Consider the following 21,195-nt stretch of genomic DNA (forward strand, 5'->3'; position numbering starts at 1 on the left):
GCGCCTGGTGACCTGGAGAGCCGAGCATAGGCTCGGCTCTAGAACCGTCCAGCTCAGCGCATCAGCACCACTTCCTCGGCCGAGGTCGGGTGGATCGCCACGGTGTCGTCGAACTGGGCCTTGGTCGCGCCCATCTTCACCGCCACCGCAAACCCCTGCAGGATCTCGTCGGCCGCTTCGCCCAGCAGGTGGATGCCCACCACCCGTTCTTCCGGACCAGCACAGACCATCTTGAACAGGCTGCGCTGGGTGCCATTGGCCAGCCCCTGCAGCATCGGACGGAAACGGCTGTGGTAGACGCTCACCTGATCGAACCGCGCGCGCGCCTCTTCTTCGCTCATGCCCACCGCGCCCAGCGGTGGATGCGAGAACACCACGCTGGCCACGTTCTCGTAATCCATCTTCGACTGCGGGCGGCCACCGAACAGGCGGTCCATCAGCCGCCGCGAAGCGGCCACCGCCACCGGGGTCAGGCCGACCTTGCCAGCGATGTCGCCCACCGCGTGCACGCTCGGCACACACGTGGTCTGCCATTCGTCCACCTGCACCTGCTGGTGTTCGCCGATACCGATGCCGAGCGCTTCCAGGCCCAGATCGCGGCTGTTGCCACGGCGGCCGGTGGCAAAGAACACCGCGTCGAACACGCTGTCGAGCGGGCCATCATGGCCGAATGCACGTACGCGTTCGCCATCGCGCTGCAGTTCGCGCAGGCGATAGCCGAAATGGATGCGCACGCCCTGCTGCTTCAGGTTCTCGGCCAGCTGATCGGTCAGCTCGTAATCGAAGCGATCCAGCAGCCGCTGGCCACGCACCAGCAGGCTCACCTTGCTGCCCAGTGCCTGCAGCAGGCCGGCCAGCTCCACCGCGATGTAACCGCCACCGATGATCGCCACCTCGGCCGGTGCCGCGCGCAGATCGAAGAAATCATCGGAGACCAGGCCCAGTTCGGCACCGGGGATGTCAGGCCGCAGCGGGTGCGCGCCGGTGGCGATCAGGATGTGTTCAGCGCTGTAACGCACGCCATCGCTGCAGGCCACGGTATGCGCATCGAGCAGATGACCGCGCGCCGGAATGCGCACCACGCCGGTTTCGTCCAGGCGCTTGTGGTAGCTGGTGTGGATGTTGCTGATGTAGGCCTGGCGATGGATCACCAGCTCCTTCCACGACAATGCCGGGCGTGCCTTGACATCGAAACCCATCGCACTGGCCAGGCCGATGCGCTCGTGCAGGTCGGCCGCCAGCCACATGGCCTTCTTCGGCACGCAGCCGACGTTGACGCAGGTCCCGCCCAGTTCACCAGGCTCCAGCAGCGCCACGCGCTTGCCGTGCTGCGCGGCGCGGATCGCGCCAGCCAGGCCGGCGGAACCACCGCCAAGGACGATCAGGTCGTAATCATAGGGTGCAGTGCTCATCGGAATCGCTCGGGTCGGTAAGGGGCAGGATCGATCGCTGGCGTGCGGCCGCAGACGAGATCGGCGATCAGCTGGCCGGTGCCGGCGCTCATGCTGATGCCGAGCATGCCATGCCCCGCTGCAAGCCAGACGTGAGGATGCGCGGGCGCGCGGCCGATCAACGGCACGTCGTCCACGCTCATGGGGCGCCACCCGCACCACTGCTCCTGCAGCTGCACACCACGTGGCGCGCGCAGGTAGTGGTCGGCGGCCTGCTGCAAGGCCTGCAGGCGGGTCGTGCGCAGCTGCGGATCGGCACCGGCGAATTCCATGGTGCCGCCCAGCCGCAGCGCTTCGCGCCACGCGATCACGAACACGGAATGGTCCTTCAGCACGACTGGACGCTGCGGCACCTGCGCCGGTCGTGACCAGGTCAGCGAGTAGCCCTTGCCGGGTTGGATCGGCACGCGCAGATCCAGTTGCCGCGCCCAGCGCGGTGACCACGGCCCGGTCGCCAGCACCAGCTCGCGCGCCAGCAGCATGCGTTCACCGACACGCACGCGCACACCCTGCGCATCGGCGCTGAAATCCTCCACGTCCGACTGCTCTTCGATCACCACGCCCTGTGCGCGCAGCACGCGCGCCAGTTCGGCGGTGTAGCGGTCCGGACGCAGCTGGGCATCGCCGGGGAAGTGGATCGCACCGGCAAGGCGATCATGGAACGCCGGATTGTCGCGCGCGTAGTCGGTGCCATCGATGCGCGCCGAGGCAATGCCCTGTGCGTTCAGCGCCTCACACTCGGCAGCGTGGTGATCGAAATTGCGGGCGTCACCGAACACATAGTCCAGACCGCGCGCCTCGAACTCGCAGTCCAGCGCATGCGTCTGCACCCACTGCGCCAGGCGCAGCCGTGAATCATTCAACAATGCGCCGCGTGCCCGCGTGGCGTGCAGCCAGTCGCGTGCGTTGCAGCGCGCCCCGAACTGCAGCAGCCAGCGCCACAATGCTGGGTCCAGGCGTGTACGCACGTACAGCGGCGCACGCGGATCGAGCATCCAGCGCAGCGCGCGCAACGGCACGCCGGGCGCTGCCAGCGGTGGCGCGTGGCTGGGGGTGATGGTGCCGCAGTTGCCATGCGAGGTCGCGCCGCCGACACGCCCACGGTCGATCACGCGTACCTGCCGGCCCTGTGCACGCAGCGCGAGTGCGGCAGCCAGTCCAATGGCACCGGCGCCGACCACGATCACATCCTCGCGCGCGCGCTGCATCGATCAGCCCTGGCCGGCCTCGCGCCGCATCGGCGGCCACTGCCGATAGGTCATCGCGCGCCACAGCCATTCCATCGGCCCAAAGCGGAAGCGGCGCAGCCATACGTGCGAGATGCCCACCTGCACGGTGAACAACAGCAGCGCGAACATCAACTGCACGCTGCGTGGCATCGTTTCGAACGCGCCCAGGCCGTAGTGGTAGAACAGCCAGGTGCACAGCAGCGACTGGCCGAGGTAATGGGTCAACGCCATGCGCCCGACCGGCGCCAGCCAGCCCAGCCGCGCGCGGCAGTGTACGATCCAGGCCAGGTAACCCAGGCACATCGGCAGGCCGCCGATCGTCACCAGCGCCATCGCCGCCGTAACCGGCAGGTCGTAAGCGCCCGGCGCCAGATACGGCTTCCAGGCAACACCCAGCAGCGTGACCAGCAGGCCGAAGGGCAGCGCCCCCCAACGCAACACCGCATACAGCCGCGGGAAGCGATCCGGCGTGGCCAGCGCGCCGCTGCCGGCAAACCAGCTGCCGATCAGGAACATGCCCAGCACTTCCGGGCCGGTGATCAGCATCGCCCCCATCGACGTGCCGAACTCGCTCAGCCGCTGCGCATTGGCCTGCATCCAGCTGCCCTGCCCGTACACCAGGCGCTGCAGATCGATGCTCTGCTGCGCGTCGGTGAGCATCTTCCGCACGTCCTCCGCCGAAGCCATCGACACCATCGCGCCGACCAGCAGCATCATCGCCACACCGCCGAGATAGACCGTTACGCCCATCCACGGCAGCCAGCTGCGCGGCGCCTCGCGGCAGGCCAGCAACGGCAACGAGACCAACGCGTACATCACCAGGATGTCGCCGGACCAGACCAGCAGCGCGTGGCACAGGCCGATCAGCAGCAGGCCAGCGCTGCGGCGCAGGTAGAACGGGGTGAAGTCACGCCCGGCCGCCTCGGCGCGCTGCGCCATCACCGCGAACCCGGCGCCGAACAGCAACGAGAACAGGGTGAAGAACTTCCCCTGCACGAATACGTAGACAAAGGCATCGGCCCAGTAGTCGATACCCTGCCAATGCACGTCGATGCCGGTGAAGGCCAGGTCCAGCGGTCCGCTGAAGGCCTCGATGTTCATCAGCAGGATGCCCAGCAGCGCAGCACCGCGCAGCACGTCCAGCACGGCGATGCGTTCGCCGGAAGCCACCGGTTGCAGGGAAGGAGAAGCGGCGTTCACGGGGCGTCCGTCGGGCAGGTCCGCCATTATGCCGCCGGCCCGCGTGCCATGGATGGCCGCGCCGTGTTCCAGAAACGCAATGGCCCGCCGAAGCGGGCCGTTGCTGCCATCATGATCGCGCTGCGATCAGTGGTGGTGACCGCCGTCGCCGTGGACGTGGCCGTGGTCGATCTCTTCCTTGCCGGCTTCGCGCACATCGACGATTTCCACGTCGAAGTGCAGGTCCTTGCCGGCCATCGGATGGTTCAGGTCGACGTCGACGACGCTCATGCCGACCTTCTGCACGGTCACCGCACGCGGGCCGAAGTTGGTCTGCAGCACGACCTGCTGGCCCGGAGCCAGCTTGGTGTTGCCGAAATGCTTCTTCGGCACGCGCTGGGACAGGCCCTCGCGGCGCTCGCCGTAGGCATCGGCTGCGTTGACGTCAACGCTGAAGGTCGCGCCGGCTTCCTTGTCCATCATGGCGTTTTCCAGGCCCGGGATGATGTTGCCGTGGCCGATCAGGATCGCCAGCGGCTCGCCGCGGTCCTTGGACGATTCGATCGGCTCCTGGCCGACTTCGGAAACGGTGTAGTGGAAGCGGACAACGCGGTCTTTTTCGATCTTCATGCGCAACTCTGTCTGGATCTGCCGGAGGCAGGCGGGTTGGGGCGGGTTGTCGCCCGGCGGGGACGCCGCCATCATGACGGCCAATCCCAAGGTGGCGCATTATCCGGAGAACATGCACATCACGCCAGTTTCGTCCGGCCTGCGCCGGCTCCTCGCCCCGGCCCTGCTGCTGGCCCTGCCCGTGCTGATGACCGCCTGCGGCGGCGGCAAGGCCACCCGCCCCGCTCCGCCCCCGCCGACCGCGAACTGGCCGAAGACCGTGCCGGACAACCCCGAGGCGGCCAACTCGGTGCTGATGCGTGCCATCAGCCTGGTCGGCACCCCCTACCGCTATGGCGGCAACACCCCGGATTCCGGCTTCGACTGCAGCGGCCTGGTGGCCTATGTCTATCGCGAGATGCTGGACCTGAAACTGCCGCGCACCTCGCGCGACCTGGCGGCGGTACAGGGTCCGAAGATCGATCCGCAGCGCCTGGCCACCGGCGACCTGGTGTTCTTCGGCAGCCGCGGCAGCGTCACCCATGTCGGTATCTATGTCGGTGAAGGGCGTTTCGTGCATGCGCCGAGCACCGGCGGCACCGTGCGCCTCGACTCGCTCAGCGGTCCCTACTGGAAGGACCACTACACAGGGGCGAAACGCGTCCTTCGCTAAAATGAACAGGCGATATGTTCAAAACTGTGACGAACATCACCGTGCAACTAACGAATTACTAACGGAATTTTTAACTTATCCGCGCTTTTACAGGGCATGATGCCCCATCGTTTTTTTCCTGTGACCGACGCGTGACGACTGACGACCTGAAAAGCGAAGGCCAGACTTCCGTATCTTCACGTAGTGCCCGCCCGCTGTTGCTTGGCCTGGCACTGTGTCTGACCAGCCTTCCGGCCTGGTCGCAGACTGCTCCGAACCGTTCCGATGTGACCCCGGGCCCGGTGGCCGAGAGCACCGCCCGACCGGCCGCCAAGGCCGAGGCTGCCGCTCCGCAACGCAGCCGCGTCGACGCCGCCGCCAGCGCTACCCTGGCCGCCCTGCTGCCTCACCTTGCCGCCAACGACACCATTCCGCTGATGGACCGCTCGGCCGTGGTGGCCGGTGACCTCAGCCGCCTCCTCGCCAACTACGACACCAGCAGCGCTGCCAATGGCAGCGTTGTCGGCACCGCGGCCGACAATGGCAAGGTGCAGTCGCTGCTGCGTCGCGCGATGACCCTGCTGGGCACCCCATACCGTTGGGGCGGCAGCAACCCGGACAGCGGCTTCGACTGCAGTGGTCTGGTCGGCTACGTGTTCCGCTCGGCCCTGGGCATTGAGCTGCCGCGCGTCTCGCGCGAAATGGCACATGACGACAACGCCGAACTGATCAACGACCGCACCGCGCTGGCCGCCGGTGACCTGGTGTTCTTCGGCCGCAAGGGCCGCGTCGATCACGTCGGCATCTATGTGGGTGATGGCCGCTTCCTGCACGCACCGAGCTCGGGCAAGGACGTGCGCGTGGACACCCTGCTCAGCGGCTACTGGGGCAACAAGTTCATGCAGGCCCGCCGGGTCGATCTCTGATCTGACCGGTTGGCGCTACCACGCCGCCTGACACGAGAAAGCCGCTGCCCTGCAGCGGCTTTTTTGTTAGGCCCACGCAATGGTGGGTAGCTGCCGATCTTGGTCGGCACCGCCTTCATCCACGCATGGCGTGGATCTACCGACCTCTGGTGGGTACTGACCTCTGGTGGGTACTGACCTCTGGTGGGTACTGACCTCTGGTGGGTACTGACCTCTGGTGGGCACTGACCTCTGGTGGGTACTGACCTCTGGTGGGTACTGACCTTTGGTGGGTACTGACCTTTGGTGGGGGCCGACCGTTGGTCGGCACCGCCTCCATCCACGCATGGCGTGGATCTACCAGGCCCGGCTTGACCGCCACCGCGCCAGCCAGCTCCCAAACAAAAAGCCCGCCGTTCAGGGCGGGCCTTTCGTCTCCACACACCCTCAGCCGCGTGGCGGCGTCGGATCGGGGTCGTCCACACCCACATTGCTGGACGGATTGTCATACACCGCCTGGTCGAGCAGCCCGGTTTCCTTGGCCACGATCACCGGCACCAGCATCTGGCCGGTCACGTTCGTCATCGTGCGCATCATGTCGAGGATGCGGTCGATGGCATACAGGTAGCCGATCGTCTCCAACGGCAGGTTGGCCGCGCTCAGCACCACCGTAGCCATGATCACCGCGGTACCCGGAACACCGGCCGTACCGAAGCTGCCCAGCACCGAAGCAATCAGCACCACCACGTACTGTTCAGGGGTCAGCGGCACACCGCTGTACTGCGCGATGAACACCGCGCACAGCGCCGGGTAGATGGCACCGCAGCCGTCCATCTTGATGCTGGCGCCCAGCGGCACCGCAAACGAACCGTAATCCTTGTTCACGCCCAGGTTGTGGGTGATCGAACGCAGTGCCACCGGCATCGCCGCGAAGCTGGAAGAGCTGACGAACGCAACCTGCATGCCCGGCGCCGCACCACGGAAGAACTTCAGCGGGTTCAGTCCGTGCGCCAACAACAGTGCGCTGTAGACCACCACGATGTGCAGGGCGCAGGCCACGTACAGGGCCAGCACGAAATGCCCCAGCGGCAACAGCTTCTCGAACCCGTAGCTGCCGACCAGGCCGGCGATCAGGCCAAAGGTGCCGATCGGGGTGACTTCCAGCACGAAGCGGGTCACCTGGATCATGATGTCGCTCATCTGGCCGACCAGCTTGCGCGCCTCGGTCACCTTCTCGCCGAGCTTGACGATGGCGAAGCCGACCAGGCCAGCGAAGAAGATGACCGGCAGGATCGAGCCACGGCCGGCGGCCAGCACGGTTTCGCCGGCCGCGTTGACCTTGGTGCCGATACCGGACAGCGCATAGAAGACATTGGCCGGTACCACGTCCAGCAGCACCTGCACCACGCTGGGCACTTCGCGCGGCACGTAATTGCTGGCCATCGTCAGCTGCAGGCCACCGGCGCCGGGCTGCAGCACGGTGCCCACGCCCAGTCCGACGCACACCGCCAACGCAGCAGTGATCACGAACCACAGGAAGGTGCGGCCACTGAGCGCGGCAACCGACTTCTGGCCGTGCAGCGACGAGATCGCATTGATCACCGCGAAGAACACCAGCGGCACGGCGATCATCTTGATCAGGGTGACGTACAGCTCGCCAAGCGGGCCGAACCACGTTTCCGCGGCCGGGCCGAGCGCCCAGCCGGCCAGCGCGCCGAGCACGAAGCCACCGACCACGCGCTGCCAGAATGGAATCCGCAGCCAGGCAGAGACCAGCTTCATAGGCAATCCAGAGGGAAGGAAGGGATGCTGGCACGATAGCCCATCAACGGCTGGGGAACGACCGCCCGACCGGCAAATCAGTGTGTCATCGGCGTGCCTTGCGAGGGCGGGCATAATGAACGTCCCGTTACAGTTTGTGAGATCCCAGCGTCCATGCGCCGTTCCGTCTCCCTGTTGGCCGCCTGCGCCACCACCCTGCTGCTGGGCGCCTGCGCCAGCACCACCCCCGCCACTGCCCCGGCCAGCCTCAAGGTCGCCGTCGACCCCGTCGCCCACCCGGCCGGCGAGACCCCGCAGTGGTGGTACCGCAGTGGCGCCGCCCAGGCCGCCGCCAACGGTGCGATGTCCGGCAAGGCCAAGAACGTCATCCTGTTCCTCGGCGACGGCATGAGCCTGACCACCGTGGCCGCCTCGCGCATCTACGAGGGCCAGCGCAAAGGTGGCTCCGGTGAAGAGAACCTGCTGTCCTGGGAGCGCTTCCCGGCCACGGCATTCAGCAAGACCTACAACACCGATTCGCAGACGCCCGATTCGGCCGGCACCATGACCGCCATCACCACCGGCGTGAAGACCCACATGGGTGCGATCGGCGTCAGCGCCGGCAGCCGGACCGACTGTGCCGACAGCCTGTCCAAGGGCCTGCTGACCTGGCTGCAGCTGGCCGACAGCGCCGGTCTGGCTACCGGCGTGGTCTCCACCGCGCGCCTGACCCATGCCACCCCGGCCGCCACCTACGCGCACTCGCCCGAGCGCAACTGGGAAAACGACACCGACCTGACCGAAGCGGCCAAGGCGGCCGGCTGCAAGGACATCGCCCAGCAGCTGCTGTCGACCTCACGCTATGGCCGCGGCCCCCTGGTCGCCCTCGGTGGCGGCCGCGGTGAATTCACCACCGTGGAAGAGCGCGATCCGGAATACGACGACAAGGTCGGCCAGCGCCTGGATGGCCGCAGCCTGGTGCAGGAATGGCAGCAGGCACACCCGCAGGGTGCCTACGTGTGGAACAGCAAGCAGCTGGCCGCCGCCGCCAACGCACCGGCCATCCTTGGCCTGTTCGAGCCGGACCACATGCGCTACGAGTACGAGCGCCCGCAGGATCCGGGCGGTGAGCCGAGCCTGGCCGAACTGACGGCTGCAGCGATCAAGAATCTGGCCAAGCACCAGGAAGGCTACGTGCTGATGATCGAAGGCGCGCGCATCGACCACGCCAACCACAGCGGCAACGCCTACCGTGCACTGACCGAGACCGTGGCCCTGTCCGACGCAGTGCGCGTGGCCAACGAGCTGACCTCCGCCGACGACACCCTGATCATCGTCACCGCCGACCACTCGCACACGCTGAACTTCGTCGGCTACCCGGCGCGCGGCAACCCGATCCTGGGCAAGGTCAAGGACAAGGGCGGCGAAGATGGCGCCGGCAAGCTGGACTACGCGCTGGACGGCACCGGCCAGCCGTACACCACGCTGAGCTACGCCAACGGCCCGGGCCACACCGGCAGCAGCAACCAGCAGCCGGCCGGCCCGAAGCGTTACCCGCACAACCCGAGCAGCTTCGAACCGGCCAACGGCCGCCCGAACCTGCGCGAGGTCGACACCGAGCATCCGGACTACATGCAGGAAGCGCTGGTGCCGATGAAGTCCGAATCGCACGGTGGCGAGGACGTCGGCATCTGGGCACGCGGCCCGGGCAGCAAGGCGATCCGCGGCACGCTGGAACAGAACGCGATCTATCACATGATCGTGCAGGCCACCCCGGCCCTGCGCGAGCGCCTGTGCCAGGCTGGCACTTGCGATGACAAGGGCGTGCCGGTGCAGCTGCCGGCACCGACCGCGTTCGAGCGCAAGGCCGAGGCCAAGTGATCGCACGGCAGGCCCGCCCTGACGCTGCCAGCGGCCGCTTCGCGCGGTCGCTGGCCCTGCTTGGCGTGCTGGTCAGCGCCACTGCAGCGGCACAGGCACCGGCATGCAAGCTGCTGACCGACGAACACGGGTTGTGGCCGCTGCCCAACTGCGAGGTGATCGATCACCGGCCGAAGATCAGCGCCGACACGCTGAAGGACCTGAATTACGACGACCACGGCCTGGCAGTGGTGTACGCCGACCAGGGTTTCCACTACGTCGACCGCAAGGGCCACAGCCTGCCGGTGCTGACCTGGGACAACGGCCCGGAAACGCCGCAGGAAGGCCTGCTGCGCGCCCGCGTAGGCGACCGCGTGGGTTACTTCGACCTGACGTTCCGCCAGGTGGTACCCGGCACGTTCGATTTCGCATGGCCGTTCCAGGACGGCGTGGCCGAGGTCTGCAATGGTTGCCGTCGTGGTACGCCGGATGCCGATGGCCACACGCCGATGGAAGGCGGAGAGTGGTTCCGCATCGACCGTTCGGGTCGTCGGGTGAAGTAGGGTTTTCGGCAGGGCTGCGCCCTGCACCTGCCGAAGCCGAAGCCAAATCAAGATCAAAAGCGGCTCTGGTTTTCTGTGAGTTGGGCGGGGCGGTGTGGGTGGTCAGGACACGCCGTAAACCCGTCCATGGGGGCTCGATGGCGCCATCCATGGCGCCAACGGTCCTGCCCACCCACACCGCCCCACCCCCGACAGATTTCCGATGACGGTTGGACCATCCACGCCCTGCGTGGATGAAATCTGTCAAATATCGAAATAAATCGGGGTCAGATCCGTTTTCCGCAGGAAAACGGATCTGACCCCAAGAGCAATTCCGACAGTTCGCAGGAAACTGTCGAAGGCGGGGTGGGTCCGGTTGCGGGGGCGTGAGCCGCATGGATGCGGCGACCGAGCTTACATGGACGTACTTGCAGCGGCCCCCGCAACCGGACCCACCCCGCCTACCCTCAGGAAACCAGCTTCTGCTGTTGCTGTTGCTGTTGCTGTTGCTCTGGATCGTAGCGGGTGCAGGGCGCAGCCCTGCCGAGCAACCCTATACTTGCCACCGTGACTGCCTTCCCTGCCCTCGTTCCGCTGGATGCGCCGCTGCTGGTGGGCTACAGCGGTGGCGTCGACTCCACCGTGCTGCTGCACTGGCTGTGGCGCTGCGCGCAGACTTCCGGCAGCGCCCTGCGCGCGGTGCACGTGCATCACGGCCTGCAACCCGATGCGGATGACTGGGTGCTGCACTGCCGGCAGCAATGCGACGCCTGGGGCATTGAGCTGGCCGTGCACCGCGTGCAGGTCGAGAACGGCACAGGCCTGGGCACCGAAGGTGCCGCGCGACAGGCACGACGCGCCGCGTTCGCGGCTGAGCTGCGCGACGGTGAGACGCTGGCACTGGCGCAGCACCAGGACGACCAGGCCGAGACCTTCCTGTTGCGCGCCCTGCGCGCTTCCGGCGTCGATGGCCTGGCGGCGATGTCCACGCACAGCCGCCTTGGCGAACATCCCTTGTGGCGCCCGCTGCTGGCGGTACCACGCAGTGCACTGCTCGACTACGCGCGCCAGCACGCGCTGCGCTGGATCGAAGACCCCAGCAACGCGGAAGACCACGCCGATCGCAACTTCCTGCGCCTGCAGGTGTTGCCGTTGCTGCGCCAGCGCTGGCCGCATGCGGCTGCAGCATTGGCGGGCAGCGCGACGCATTGCCGGCAGACCCGCGAACTGCTGGACGAGGAAGACGCCGAGCTGATCGCGCATCTGGAAGTGGCACCGCGCGTGCTGTCACTGGAACTGCTGCGCCAGATGTCGCCGCGCCGCGCAGCACGCGTGCTGCGCGCGTGGGTGCTGGGCCATGATGCGGCACCGTTGCCGGCCTCGGTGTTGCAGCAGGCGCTGGAGGAGCTGTTGCCAGCCGACACCGACCGCCAGGCGCGTGTGCGCTGGCAGCAGCACGTGATCCAGCAATGGCGCGACCACGCCTATCTGCTGCCGGCCCGGCTGCCCTCGCTGCCCCTCGACTGGCAGGCCGTGTGGGATGGCCGTGCACCGCTGCCATTGCCCGACGGCGGCCAGCTGAGCCTGCTGGGCGCCGGCGCTTTCGAACAGCCACTGCAGGTCCGTGCACGCGTGGGCGGCGAGCGCATCCTGCTGCCGGGTCGCCAGCATTCGCACGCGCTGAAGGACTGCCTGCAACGCGAGCACCTCGCCCCCTGGCGACGCGCGCAGCTGCCGCTGATCTTTGATGGCCCGCAGTTGCTGGCCGCCGCCGACGTGGTCATCGCCGCACCGCTGCAGGCCTGGTTGCAGGCGCATGACGCGCAGTTGCAGTGGCGCCCGGGCGGCTGGTGAATTGACCCCCGCGCGCGGCCCGTCCACACTTGCCGCATGGCCAAGAAGTCCCCCGAAAACGCCTCCCCCGTCGCCCAGTTCGAGCAGTCGCTCGAATCGCTGGAGCAGCTGGTGGAGCAGATGGAAACCGGCGAGCTGAGCCTGGAAGCTTCGCTCAGTGCTTACGAGCGTGGTGTCGGTCTGTACCGCCAGTGCCAGCAGGCACTGGAGCAGGCCGAACTGCGCGTGCGCCTGCTCAGTGATCCGGCGCAGCCGGAAGCCTCCGAGCCCTTCGACCCGCCCAGCCATGACGGCTGAGGTTCTGTTCGCGCGCTGGCGCGACCGTATCGAAAGCCAGCTCGATGCCGCCCTGCCCTCGCCTGCCGAGGCGCCGCAGCGCCTGCATCAGGCCATGCGCTATTCGGTGCTTGGTGGCGGCAAGCGCATGCGGCCCCTGCTGGTCTACGCCAGTGGTCACCTGTTCGGTGCGCAGCCGGAAAGCCTGGATGCGGCGGCCATGTCCGTCGAGCTGATCCATGCCTATTCGCTGGTGCATGACGACCTTCCGGCGATGGATGACGACGCCCTGCGTCGCGGCAAGCCCACCACCCACATCGCCTTCGACGAAGCCACCGCGATCCTTGCTGGCGACGCCCTGCAGACCCGCGCCTTCGGCCTGCTGGCCGATGCGCCGCTGCCGGCCACGTTGCGCGTGGCCTGCCTGCAGACCCTGGCCCACGCCTCAGGCGCGTCCGGCATGTGTGGCGGCCAGGCGCTGGACATCGATGCCACCGGCCAGCAGCAGACGCTGGCGGCGCTGACCCGCATGCACGCGCTGAAGACCGGCGCGCTGATCCGCGCGGCAGTGCGCATGGGCGCGCTGTGCGGCCAGGCCCACGAACCGCAGTTGGCCCAGCTCGACAGTTTCGCCGATGCACTCGGCCTGGCCTTCCAGGTCCGCGATGACATCCTCGATGTCGAAGCCAGTTCCGAACAGCTGGGCAAGACTGCCGGCAAGGACCAGGCGCAGGACAAGAGCACCTTCCCCGCCCTGCTTGGCATGGACGGCGCAAAGGCACAGCTGCACGAGCTCGCAGCGCGCATGCAGTCGATCCTGGCCGGGTATGGCGAGGAAGCCGACGCGCTGCGCGCGCTGGCGACGCTGGCGGTGGAACGCGATCACTGATCGCTGCACGCGGCCCGGCATTCCCCGCACACGAAAACGCCCGGCAGTGCCGGGCGTTTTCAGTTCCGCGTGCGGACGATCCTACTTGATCAGGCGCAGCGCGAACGGGTAGCGATAGGCTTCGCCGTTGTTGGCCTTGACCGCAGCGATGATGCTGAACACCAGGCTGATGATGCCGACGATCGGGGCCAGGAACACGCCGATGATCACGATGGTGAGGATCATGCTGATGACCATGGCGATGGTCACGGTGATCTGGAAGTTCAGGGCTTCCTTGGCCTGGTCGGTCACGAAGGCCTTGCCAGCATCGTCCTTGTTGATCAGCCAGATGATCAGCGCGCCGATGAAGCCGGTGAAGATGCCCAGCAGGTGCGCGGCCAGGGCCATGGTGCGCTGATCGGCCGGAACGTCGGCGGTGGCCGGTGGCGGCGGCGGGACGTTATCGAATTCACTCACGACAAAACTCCTTTTCATTGGGTGGTCTTGACCAACCAGCACCCAGCTGATTGCGTCAGGCGGGCATAGCTTACGCCATCGACGGCATCAATCATTACCTGCGATGGTCATCCGCCCCAACAGGATCGAACCGGTCCGGATGTGCGAGCGGGGATCGACGTCGCTGCCGACCGCCTCGATGCTGCTGAACATCTCGCGCAGGTTGCCGGCGATGGTGATGCCGTCCACCGGGTACTGGATCTCGCCGTTCTCGACCCGGAAGCCACCCGCGCCACGCGAATAGTCGCCGGTCACGCCGTTCACGCCCTGCCCCATCAGCTCGGTCACCAGCAGGCCATCGCCCATCTGCCGCGCGATGTCCTGCAGCGGGCCGGCATTGGCCGCCAACTGCAGGTTGTGCACGCCACCGGCGTTGGCGGTGGTCTGCAGGCCCAGCTTGCGTGCCGAGTAGCTGCCCAGCACATAGCGCTGCAGCACGCCGTCGCGGACCAGAGCCGAGGCCCGGGTGGCCACGCCGTCGCCGTCGAAGGCGGCCGAGCGCAGGCCACGACGCAGGTGGGGCAGCTCCTCGATCTGCATCCATTCCGGGAACAGGCGCTGGCCAACGCTGTCCAGCAGGAAGCTGGCCTGGCGATACAGAGCACCGCCGGACACCGCCGAGAGCAGGTGCCCGACCAGGCTGCGCGCCACTTCCGGGGCGAACAGCACCGGCATGCTGCCGGTGGCCAGCGATCGTGGCTGCAGGCGGGCGACAGTACGCTCGGCGGCACGACGTCCGACCAGGCCGACGTCCTCCAGGTCCTCGCGAGCCAGCGCACTGGTGTACCAGCCGTCACGCTGCATGCCATCGCCCTGCCCGGCGATCAGCGCACAACCGACCGAATGGTGGGTGCCGCGCTCACGGCCGATGAAACCATGCGAATTGGCATAGACCGACAGGCTCTGCATGCTCGACACCGAGGCGCCGTCGGAATTGCGGATCTGCGCATCGGCCTCACGGCCTGCGGCTTCGCAAGCCAGGGCCAGGTCCACCGCCTCGTCGGCCTGCAGCGCCCACGGGTGCCAGCCGTCCAGGTCCGGGAAGTGGGTGGCCATCAGGGCCGCCTCGGCCAGGCCGGCGGCCGTGTCATCTTCGGTATGCCGGGCGATGGCGCAGGCCTGCTCGACCGTGGCCGCCAGGCTGGCCTCGTTCAGGTCGCCGGTGCTGGCGCTGCCCTTGCGTTGGCCGAAATACACAGTGACGGCGATGCCGCGGTCGCGGGTGGACTGCACGGTTTCGACCTCGCCGAGGCGGACATTCACCTCCAGCCCGCGGTCTTCGCTGCAGCTGACTTCAGCCTGGCTGGCGCCCAGCGCGCGGGCGCGGTCGAGCAGCTGCTGGGAGAGGTCGGCCAGCCGTTCCAGCCGGGCCGGGCTGTCGTCGCCGACGGCGGCTTCAGGGGCGATCACGTTCAATGCTTTATCCTGTACGGGTTGGGCCCGGCATCACGCCGGGCGACTTTTTTTGAAATCAGGTATGGACGATGCGCGGACGCGACGAAGAAACCGGTGAATTCCACGACAAGAGCCGCAGCCAGAACCGGCGCGACGCGCTCGACGTCCTGGCCCTGGGCGAAAAACTGGTGTCGCTGACACCGGCCCAGCTGGCGCGCCTGCCGATCCCGGAAGACCTGCTGCCGCACATCGCCGAGTGCAAGCGCATCACCGCGCACATCGCCCACAAGCGCCAGCTGGCGTTCCTGGCCAAGCACATGCGCCGCGAAGAAGAAGCCACGCTGGATGCGATCCGCGATGCGCTGGATGCCAACAGCGAAACCGGCCGCCGCGAAGTGGCGATGATGCACCGCGTGGAAGACTGGCGCGAGCGCCTGCTGGCCGAAGGTGACAAGGCGCTGGCCGCCCTGCTGGACGATTACCCGCAGGCCGACCGCCAGCAGCTGCGCACGCTGGTGCGCAATGCGCAGGCCGAGAAGGCGAAGAACAAGCCGCCGCGTGCCTATCGCGAGATCTACCAGGTGCTGCGCGCACTGATGCTGCCGGCGGCGCTCGGCCTGAAGGCCAGCGCCGAAGACGCTGGCCACGTCGAAGCCGACGAGGCCGACGAGGACTGAGTCCGCGCTGGAGCGGGCGGTGGCGCTGGCCATCGCCCGGCTCAGGCCTGGGTACCGCCGACGGTGATGCCCTCGATCAACAGCGACGGCTGGCCGACACCCACCGGCACGCTCTGCCCGTCCTTGCCACAGATACCCACGCCCTCGTCCAGGGCCAGGTCGTTGCCGACCATCCGCACCTTCTGCATGGTTTCCGGACCGTTGCCGATCAGGGTCGCCCCCTTCACCGGCGCGGTGATGCGGCCATCCTCGATCAGGTAGGCCTCGGTGGCCGAGAACACGTACTTGCCGCTGGTGATGTCGACCTGTCCGCCGCCGAAGTTCACTGCATACAGGCCCTTCTTCACCGAGCGGATCATTTCCTGCGGGTCGTGCTGGCCGGCGCGCATGTAGGTATTGGTCATGCGCGGCATGGTCAGGTGCGCGAACGATTCGCGACGCCCGTTGCCGGTCGGTGCCATGCCCATCAGGCGTGCATTGAGGCTGTCCTGCATGTAGCCGACCAGGATGCCGTCCTCGATCAGCGTGGTGCACTGGCTCGGGTGGCCTTCGTCGTCGATGTTGAGCGAACCGCGACGCCCGTCCAGGGTTCCATCGTCGACGATGGTCACGCCCGGTGCCGCCACGCGTTCGCCGATGCGGCCGGCGTAGACGCTGGTGCCCTTGCGGTTGAAGTCGCCTTCCAGGCCGTGGCCGACCGCTTCATGCAGCAGCACGCCGGGCCAGCCAGGTCCCAGTACCACCGGCATCACGCCGGCCGGCGCCGGCACGGCGTCCAGGTTCACCAGCGCCTGGCGCAGGGCCTCGCGCGCAAATGCTTCCGGGCGGCCATCAGCAAACAGTTCCCCGTAGCCATAGCGGCCACCGCCACCGGCATAGCCGGACTCGCGGCGGCCGTTGTGTTCGACGATCACCTGCACGTTCAGGCGTACCAGCGGGCGCACGTCAGCGCCCAGCACGCCGTCGCTGCGCGCGATGAGCACCGTGTCCACGCCGCCGGACAGGCTCACCATCACCTGCTTCACGCGCGGGTCGGCGGCACGCAGGTAGCCGTCCAGGCGCTTCAGCACCTCGACCTTTGCCTCGTTGCCGACGCCATCGATGGGATCCAGCGCCGGATACAGCGCGCGTGAATTGCCGCGCAGCAGCGAGCGCCCGGACTGCGCGCCACCCTCGCGCGAAATCGCACGCGCCGACTGCGCCGCGGCCAGCAGCGCGTCGGCATGGATGTCGTCGGAGTAGGCGAATCCGGTCTTCTCGCCGGACATCGCCCGTACGCCCACGCCTTGCTCGATGGAATGGGCACCGTCCTTGACGATGCCGTCTTCCACGCTCCAGCTCTCGCGGCGGGCGTGCTGGAAATAGAGGTCGCCGAAGTCCACACCGGGGCCGAGCAGCTGGCCGAAGGTGCGCTCCAGGCCATCGGTATCCAGCCCGCCGGGGCGCAGCAGGCGATCTTGGGCAAGCGTCAGGGCGATATCAGTCATGGTTCTCGATCTGGGGGTGCTGGGGCGCTCAGGCAAGCCCCGTGAACAGGAGGTCCACGCTCAGCGTGAGCGTGACAGGTCGGTAACGGGCGGCGGAACGGCCGGGGCCGGGCGCGGCGCGGGCGCTGACGCTGGCGGGGTCTTGTCGCGGCTGCGTTCGATCACTTCCACCTTCGGCTCCTTCCATGGACCGGTCACCTTGTAGGTGCGGGCGCCGATCTCGCCGAGCGGTTTGGACAGTACCGCATTGGTGGCCGCGCCGAGCGCCGCGCCCACCGGGCCACCGGCCACCGCGCCGACCACCGTCAGCAGGTTGCCGGCGCGCGGGTTGACATCGATGGTCTGGTCGAACCGCTGGTTGCGCAGGTCGGCCTGGCCGCGGATGGTGATGTTCGCCGCCGGGCCCTCGATCAGTACCTTGTCGGTGCGGGCCATGCCCTGCCCGAACTGCACGCTGCCGTCGACCTGGTTGAACGCGAAGCCCTTGGAGAAGAAGTCGCGGAAGTCGAACATCAGACGCCGCGGCAGCTGGGTCACGCTGAGCAGGCCCAGCACACGGCCAGCGCCCGGCTCCAGCTCCAGCAGCTGGCCATTACGCGCGTGCAGATCAAGGCTGCCCTGCAGATTGGCCAGCTGGAAGTCCGACGGCCCCCCGCTCCAGGAGGCCTGCAGCTGCGCCTGGCCAGAGCCGCCACGCAGCTGGCCGCCGTAGTCGAGGTTCTGCATCAGGCCGCCCAGGTCCTCGCTGCGCACCTGCGCGGTCAGCTCGGTGCGGGCACCACCGGTGCGACCCAGCCAGCGACCGCTGATGTCGATCTCCTGATCGGGCGCGCGGAAGCGCAGCTCGTCCACGTTCAGGCCATTGGCCAGCGGCCGCGTACGCAGCACCGCCTGGCCCAGCACCACCTTGCCGAACTTCAGGTCGGCGATGTCCAGCGCGAACGGCGGCAGCTTGGCCGGGTCCATGTCGTTGGCGCCGGCCTGCACCCGGGCTGGCGCGGCCGCGCCCGGCGCCGGCGGCATCGACTGCCAGTGCACACGGTCGAGTCGGCCACTGATGGTGCCTCCTTCGGCGTTGGGTACGGTCAGGCGACCGGCCAGCGAAGGTCCATCCAGGCGCACGTCCAGCGCCTGCGGTCCCGGCTGCAGCTGCAACCGGGTCTGCTCGAAGACGCCGCCGATCAGCATCAGCTTGCCGACCTGCACGTCCACTGCACGCAGCGGCATGCCGTCATCGTCGTTGCCACCACGGGCCAGACTGATCCACTCCAGCGCATCCAGAGTCGGGCTGCGGCCATTGACGGACAGTCCGCTGGGCGGCGGCTCGCGATCGGCATGGTCGCTGCCCAGGGTGACCTGCACACCGGTGCGGTTGTTGTGGCTGCGCGCGGCCAGGGCCAGACGCTGGCCAAAGGCCACATCGATGCGACCAGCGCCCATCGGCAGCTGCGCGGCCACCGTGGTCGCCAGCGGCTCGGTGGCCGGCTTGTCCAGCGGCGCCGGCAAGTCCAGGCGGGTTCCTACCAGATCCGAACTCAGGCGCAGTTCGCTGGGCGGTGCGGGCGCTCCCGGTGCGACTTTGGGCAGGTTGACCGCGATGGTCCAGGGCGAGTTACCCGCGATATAGGGCTTGAGCCACGCCATTTCCGGGGCGCGGTCAATCAGCACACCGGCGTCGAGGTTGGCCGTCAGCTGCGACTCGAACGCCAGCCTGCTGTCGTGCACGTAGCCGCCGGCACGCAGGCTCAAGCGGCCGTCCTGACCGAGGTGGCGCACCGCCAGTTCCTCGGCACCGAAGCCGCCATTGCTGTAGCGCGCCTGCCCATGCATGTTGTCGAAGGCCAGCTGGAAGCGCTTGTCCACCAGTTTCACACCATTGAGGTCGACCGTGCCCTGCAGGTGACCGCCGCCTTCATCGTGGTGCAGCGGCTGCAGCAGGTCGAAGGTCACATGCGCCGGGCCCGCAGCCGTGAGGTTGTCCAGGGTGTCGCCATAGTCCTTGTGCAATGGGCTCTGCCGCAGCATTGCCAGCAGTCTGCCGGCCTCGCTCTGCGCATCGGCACGCACGTACAGCGGCTGCTGCCCGAAGTCCTGGATGCCCGCCTCGAATTTCTGCACCGCTACACCGGCCAGGTCCCCGCGCCCATGCATGTCGAAGCCGGGGCCGATGAAGGCGATATCGGCGTCGACCTGGCGCATCAGCGGCCAGTCGTGCTGGAAGCGGATGTCGCCGTTGGTGATATGGCCGGTGGCCTCGAAACGGCCATCGTTGTTGTCGAACGGCCAATCGTCCAGGTCACCGCTGACCAGGCCGATGCCATTGCGCACCTGGCCGCCGGCCAGCGCCATGTCCAGCCAGTCGGTGGCGCCCTTGCTCATCTTGGAGTGGATCCAGAAGCGCTTGGCCGCCGTCATCGGCACATCGTCCAGCTTGGCCGCCAACTGCAGCCAGGGCCGCGTGCCGTCGCCCTGGAACCAGACACCACCGCGCACATCGGCCGCGTAGTCGGTGCCTTCCACGCGCATCGCCGCAGTGCCGATACGCCAGCCACCGCCCTCGTCACGCCAGCCCACGATCTGTCCAGCCAGGTGCAGGTCGTGCCGCACGCCGAAGCCGGTGGGCCAATCGAACTGCAGCTGCCGTTGCGGTTGCAGCTGCAGGCTGAAGCCATCGGCGTCGCCCTCGAAATGTCCCCCCAGGCCGCGCAGACCCGGAGAATTGCCAACGCTGGCAAAGCCCAGCGACTGCAGCTCGCCCTGTGCCCGCAACGGGCCATCACGTTCGCCGGCCAGTTGCAGCTCTCGCACATCCAGCTGCGGTTTGGACAGGAACAACCAATGGCGCAGGCCTGGCTCGAGGCGATCACTCAGCGCCAGCGCCCGCAGCGCCGTACCGGCCTGTACTTCGCCGGAACTCACCCGCGCCTGCCTGCCAACCTGCAACTGCAGGCCATCGAGCTGTTGTTCGCCGTCTTCGGTCTTCAAACGAAGGCGCGATACCTGCAGCGCCCAACCATCGGCCTGGCGCTGCCAGCGCAGGCGCGCCTGCAAGCGCTGCAGCTGCAACCGTGGCGTTGCCACGTCGGGCATCGGTGCACCGTCGACGCGCACGTCACGCAGGTCCGAATCGGTGGTCAGCGCCACCGGCGCGAAGTCGCGCAGGGTCAGCCACAGGTTCAGCTCACCCTTGCCTTCGCGCAGGCGCACGCCACCAGCTGCCAGCAGCGGCGACCAGGCGTGGAAATCAACAGGATCGGCACCCAGCCAGGCCTGCCCGTTGCCGCGCGCGCGGTCCACGTCCAGCACTGCGGTCAGCGGCAGGGCATCGGTCTGCGCCCAGGCACGCGCGCCCACACGCAGGCGGTCGCCATTGACGCGCAGGCGCAGATCGATACGCGGCAGGGTGGTATCGATACCCAGTCCCGGTGCATGCACACCCAGGCGGCCATCGATCACCTGCAGCTCGCCCAACCGGCGCAGCGCGTCCAGCGGGTCTCCGCCCGTGTCTGACTTCGGCAGGCCGCGCACCGACCAGCGGCCGTCCTCGCCATGCTGCAGGTCCAGCGCCAGGCCACGCAGGCGCAGCTCGGTCAGCGAGCGACCGGGCAGCAGCCCGCTGTACATTGACACCAGCACTTCGGCCTCGCCGATGGCCAGGCCCTGCCCGGCGCCGATGCGCAGGCCCTTCAGCTGCAGCAGCGGACCACGCCGGGTCCAGGCCGTCTGCAGCTGGTCGAAATGCACCGGCTGGCCGGCACGCTCACTCAGCCAGGCGGCAATCCTGTCGGGGTGACGCTCGGCCAGCGGCAGCAGCTGGCTGAGGGTACCCACCAGCAGTGCCAGCCCGACCAGGCCTACCGCGCAGGCGGCAATGAAATGACGGCGGATCCTTCGCAGTCGCAGGCGCGGCGGCGCGCTCATCGGCCACCGCCGG

At 67.8% G+C, this 21,195-nt stretch carries 17 protein-coding genes; 8 read left to right on the top strand and 9 right to left on the bottom strand.

The features are described from left to right. Positions 1–53 precede the first annotated feature (53 nt). The 4 genes from gorA to CKW06_RS17230 all read right to left on the bottom strand — a co-directional run bounded on the left by gorA (position 54) and on the right by CKW06_RS17230 (position 4,489). On the bottom strand, positions 54–1,412 hold the full coding sequence (gene gorA / locus CKW06_RS17215) for a glutathione-disulfide reductase (RefSeq protein WP_005410512.1): 1,359 nt from the start codon (positions 1,410–1,412) through the stop codon (positions 54–56). Then, positions 1,409–2,659, bottom strand: coding sequence for an NAD(P)/FAD-dependent oxidoreductase (locus CKW06_RS17220; RefSeq protein WP_024956343.1), 1,251 nt, complete (start codon positions 2,657–2,659; stop codon positions 1,409–1,411). Before CKW06_RS17220 ends, gorA begins: the two co-directional genes overlap by 4 nt. 3 nt (positions 2,660–2,662) lie before the next feature. Continuing rightward, the gene (locus tag CKW06_RS17225; protein WP_024956344.1) at positions 2,663–3,907 is read right to left on the bottom strand and encodes a DUF418 domain-containing protein; all 1,245 of its coding nucleotides are present in this window, start codon (positions 3,905–3,907) and stop codon (positions 2,663–2,665) included. 99 nt (positions 3,908–4,006) lie between these two features. After that, complete coding sequence (locus tag CKW06_RS17230) at positions 4,007–4,489, bottom strand: FKBP-type peptidyl-prolyl cis-trans isomerase (RefSeq protein ID WP_012480915.1); 483 nt, start codon at positions 4,487–4,489, stop codon at positions 4,007–4,009. A gap of 73 nt (positions 4,490–4,562) precedes the next feature. Between CKW06_RS17230 and CKW06_RS17235 the strand changes: the two genes are divergently transcribed. Both CKW06_RS17235 and CKW06_RS17240 read left to right on the top strand, forming a co-directional pair. Continuing rightward, entirely contained in the window at positions 4,563–5,141 is a 579-nt protein-coding gene (locus CKW06_RS17235; protein WP_005410516.1) for a C40 family peptidase, read from the top strand. A 131-nt stretch (positions 5,142–5,272) separates the two neighbouring features. Then, positions 5,273–6,046, top strand: coding sequence for a C40 family peptidase (locus CKW06_RS17240; protein ID WP_024958892.1), 774 nt, complete (start codon positions 5,273–5,275; stop codon positions 6,044–6,046). A gap of 426 nt (positions 6,047–6,472) precedes the next feature. Here CKW06_RS17240 and CKW06_RS17245 read toward each other — a convergent pair whose 3' ends face one another. After that, a complete protein-coding gene (locus CKW06_RS17245; RefSeq protein WP_005410518.1) occupies positions 6,473–7,807 on the bottom strand; it encodes a dicarboxylate/amino acid:cation symporter in 1,335 nt (444 codons plus the stop codon). A gap of 153 nt (positions 7,808–7,960) precedes the next feature. Between CKW06_RS17245 and CKW06_RS17250 the strand changes: the two genes are divergently transcribed. The 5 genes from CKW06_RS17250 (at position 7,961) to CKW06_RS17270 (ending at position 13,207) form a co-directional block, all read left to right on the top strand. Further along, on the top strand, positions 7,961–9,667 hold the full coding sequence (locus CKW06_RS17250; RefSeq protein WP_038645365.1) for an alkaline phosphatase: 1,707 nt from the start codon (positions 7,961–7,963) through the stop codon (positions 9,665–9,667). Further along, positions 9,664–10,209 carry a WG repeat-containing protein gene (locus tag CKW06_RS17255; RefSeq protein WP_005410520.1) on the top strand — a complete coding sequence of 182 codons (546 nt, stop codon included), beginning with the start codon at positions 9,664–9,666 and terminating at the stop codon, positions 10,207–10,209. Before CKW06_RS17250 ends, CKW06_RS17255 begins: the two co-directional genes overlap by 4 nt. A 546-nt stretch (positions 10,210–10,755) precedes the next feature. Further along, positions 10,756–12,042, top strand: coding sequence for a tRNA lysidine(34) synthetase TilS (tilS, locus tag CKW06_RS17260; protein ID WP_174522843.1), 1,287 nt, complete (start codon positions 10,756–10,758; stop codon positions 12,040–12,042). Positions 12,043–12,078: 36 nt separating this feature from the next. Continuing rightward, on the top strand, positions 12,079–12,339 hold the full coding sequence (locus tag CKW06_RS17265) for an exodeoxyribonuclease VII small subunit (protein ID WP_005410522.1): 261 nt from the start codon (positions 12,079–12,081) through the stop codon (positions 12,337–12,339). Further along, the gene (locus CKW06_RS17270; RefSeq protein WP_005410523.1) at positions 12,329–13,207 is read left to right on the top strand and encodes a polyprenyl synthetase family protein; all 879 of its coding nucleotides are present in this window, start codon (positions 12,329–12,331) and stop codon (positions 13,205–13,207) included. The genes CKW06_RS17265 and CKW06_RS17270 overlap by 11 nt, the downstream gene beginning before the upstream one ends. 81 nt (positions 13,208–13,288) lie before the next feature. Here the strand turns inward: CKW06_RS17270 and CKW06_RS17275 are convergent, their stop codons facing one another. Both CKW06_RS17275 and pmbA read right to left on the bottom strand, forming a co-directional pair. Beyond that, entirely contained in the window at positions 13,289–13,663 is a 375-nt protein-coding gene (locus CKW06_RS17275; protein WP_005410524.1) for a DUF4870 domain-containing protein, read from the bottom strand. A gap of 87 nt (positions 13,664–13,750) precedes the next feature. Further along, complete coding sequence (gene pmbA, locus CKW06_RS17280) at positions 13,751–15,118, bottom strand: metalloprotease PmbA (protein WP_038645359.1); 1,368 nt, start codon at positions 15,116–15,118, stop codon at positions 13,751–13,753. 68 nt (positions 15,119–15,186) lie between these two features. On the opposite strand from pmbA, the gene yjgA reads away from it, so the two are divergent. After that, a complete protein-coding gene (yjgA, locus tag CKW06_RS17285; RefSeq protein ID WP_005414121.1) occupies positions 15,187–15,774 on the top strand; it encodes a ribosome biogenesis factor YjgA in 588 nt (195 codons plus the stop codon). 41 nt (positions 15,775–15,815) lie between these two features. On the opposite strand, the gene tldD is transcribed toward yjgA, so the two are convergent. Next, complete coding sequence (gene tldD, locus CKW06_RS17290) at positions 15,816–17,261, bottom strand: metalloprotease TldD (protein ID WP_005410527.1); 1,446 nt, start codon at positions 17,259–17,261, stop codon at positions 15,816–15,818. Between the two features lie 60 nt (positions 17,262–17,321). Beyond that, positions 17,322–21,182 carry a YhdP family protein gene (locus CKW06_RS17295; RefSeq protein WP_024956037.1) on the bottom strand — a complete coding sequence of 1,287 codons (3,861 nt, stop codon included), beginning with the start codon at positions 21,180–21,182 and terminating at the stop codon, positions 17,322–17,324. Positions 21,183–21,195: the final 13 nt, after the last annotated feature.

Source organism: Stenotrophomonas maltophilia (assembly GCF_900186865.1).
Taxonomy (GTDB): domain Bacteria; phylum Pseudomonadota; class Gammaproteobacteria; order Xanthomonadales; family Xanthomonadaceae; genus Stenotrophomonas; species Stenotrophomonas maltophilia.

Bases quoted from the DNA above. Each gene is read 5' to 3' on its own strand.
- gorA (WP_005410512.1), bottom strand. From the start codon at position 1,412: ATGAGCACTGCACCCTATGATTACGACCTGATCGTCCTTGGCGGTGGT.
- CKW06_RS17220 (WP_024956343.1), bottom strand. From the start codon at position 2,659: ATGCAGCGCGCGCGCGAGGATGTGATCGTGGTCGGCGCCGGTGCCATT.
- CKW06_RS17225 (WP_024956344.1), bottom strand. From the start codon at position 3,907: ATGGCGGACCTGCCCGACGGACGCCCCGTGAACGCCGCTTCTCCTTCC.
- CKW06_RS17230 (WP_012480915.1), bottom strand. From the start codon at position 4,489: ATGAAGATCGAAAAAGACCGCGTTGTCCGCTTCCACTACACCGTTTCC.
- CKW06_RS17235 (WP_005410516.1), top strand. From the start codon at position 4,563: ATGACGGCCAATCCCAAGGTGGCGCATTATCCGGAGAACATGCACATC.
- CKW06_RS17245 (WP_005410518.1), bottom strand. From the start codon at position 7,807: ATGAAGCTGGTCTCTGCCTGGCTGCGGATTCCATTCTGGCAGCGCGTG.
- CKW06_RS17250 (WP_038645365.1), top strand. From the start codon at position 7,961: ATGCGCCGTTCCGTCTCCCTGTTGGCCGCCTGCGCCACCACCCTGCTG.
- CKW06_RS17265 (WP_005410522.1), top strand. From the start codon at position 12,079: ATGGCCAAGAAGTCCCCCGAAAACGCCTCCCCCGTCGCCCAGTTCGAG.
- CKW06_RS17270 (WP_005410523.1), top strand. From the start codon at position 12,329: ATGACGGCTGAGGTTCTGTTCGCGCGCTGGCGCGACCGTATCGAAAGC.
- yjgA (WP_005414121.1), top strand. From the start codon at position 15,187: ATGCGCGGACGCGACGAAGAAACCGGTGAATTCCACGACAAGAGCCGC.
- tldD (WP_005410527.1), bottom strand. From the start codon at position 17,261: ATGACTGATATCGCCCTGACGCTTGCCCAAGATCGCCTGCTGCGCCCC.
- CKW06_RS17295 (WP_024956037.1), bottom strand. From the start codon at position 21,182: ATGAGCGCGCCGCCGCGCCTGCGACTGCGAAGGATCCGCCGTCATTTC.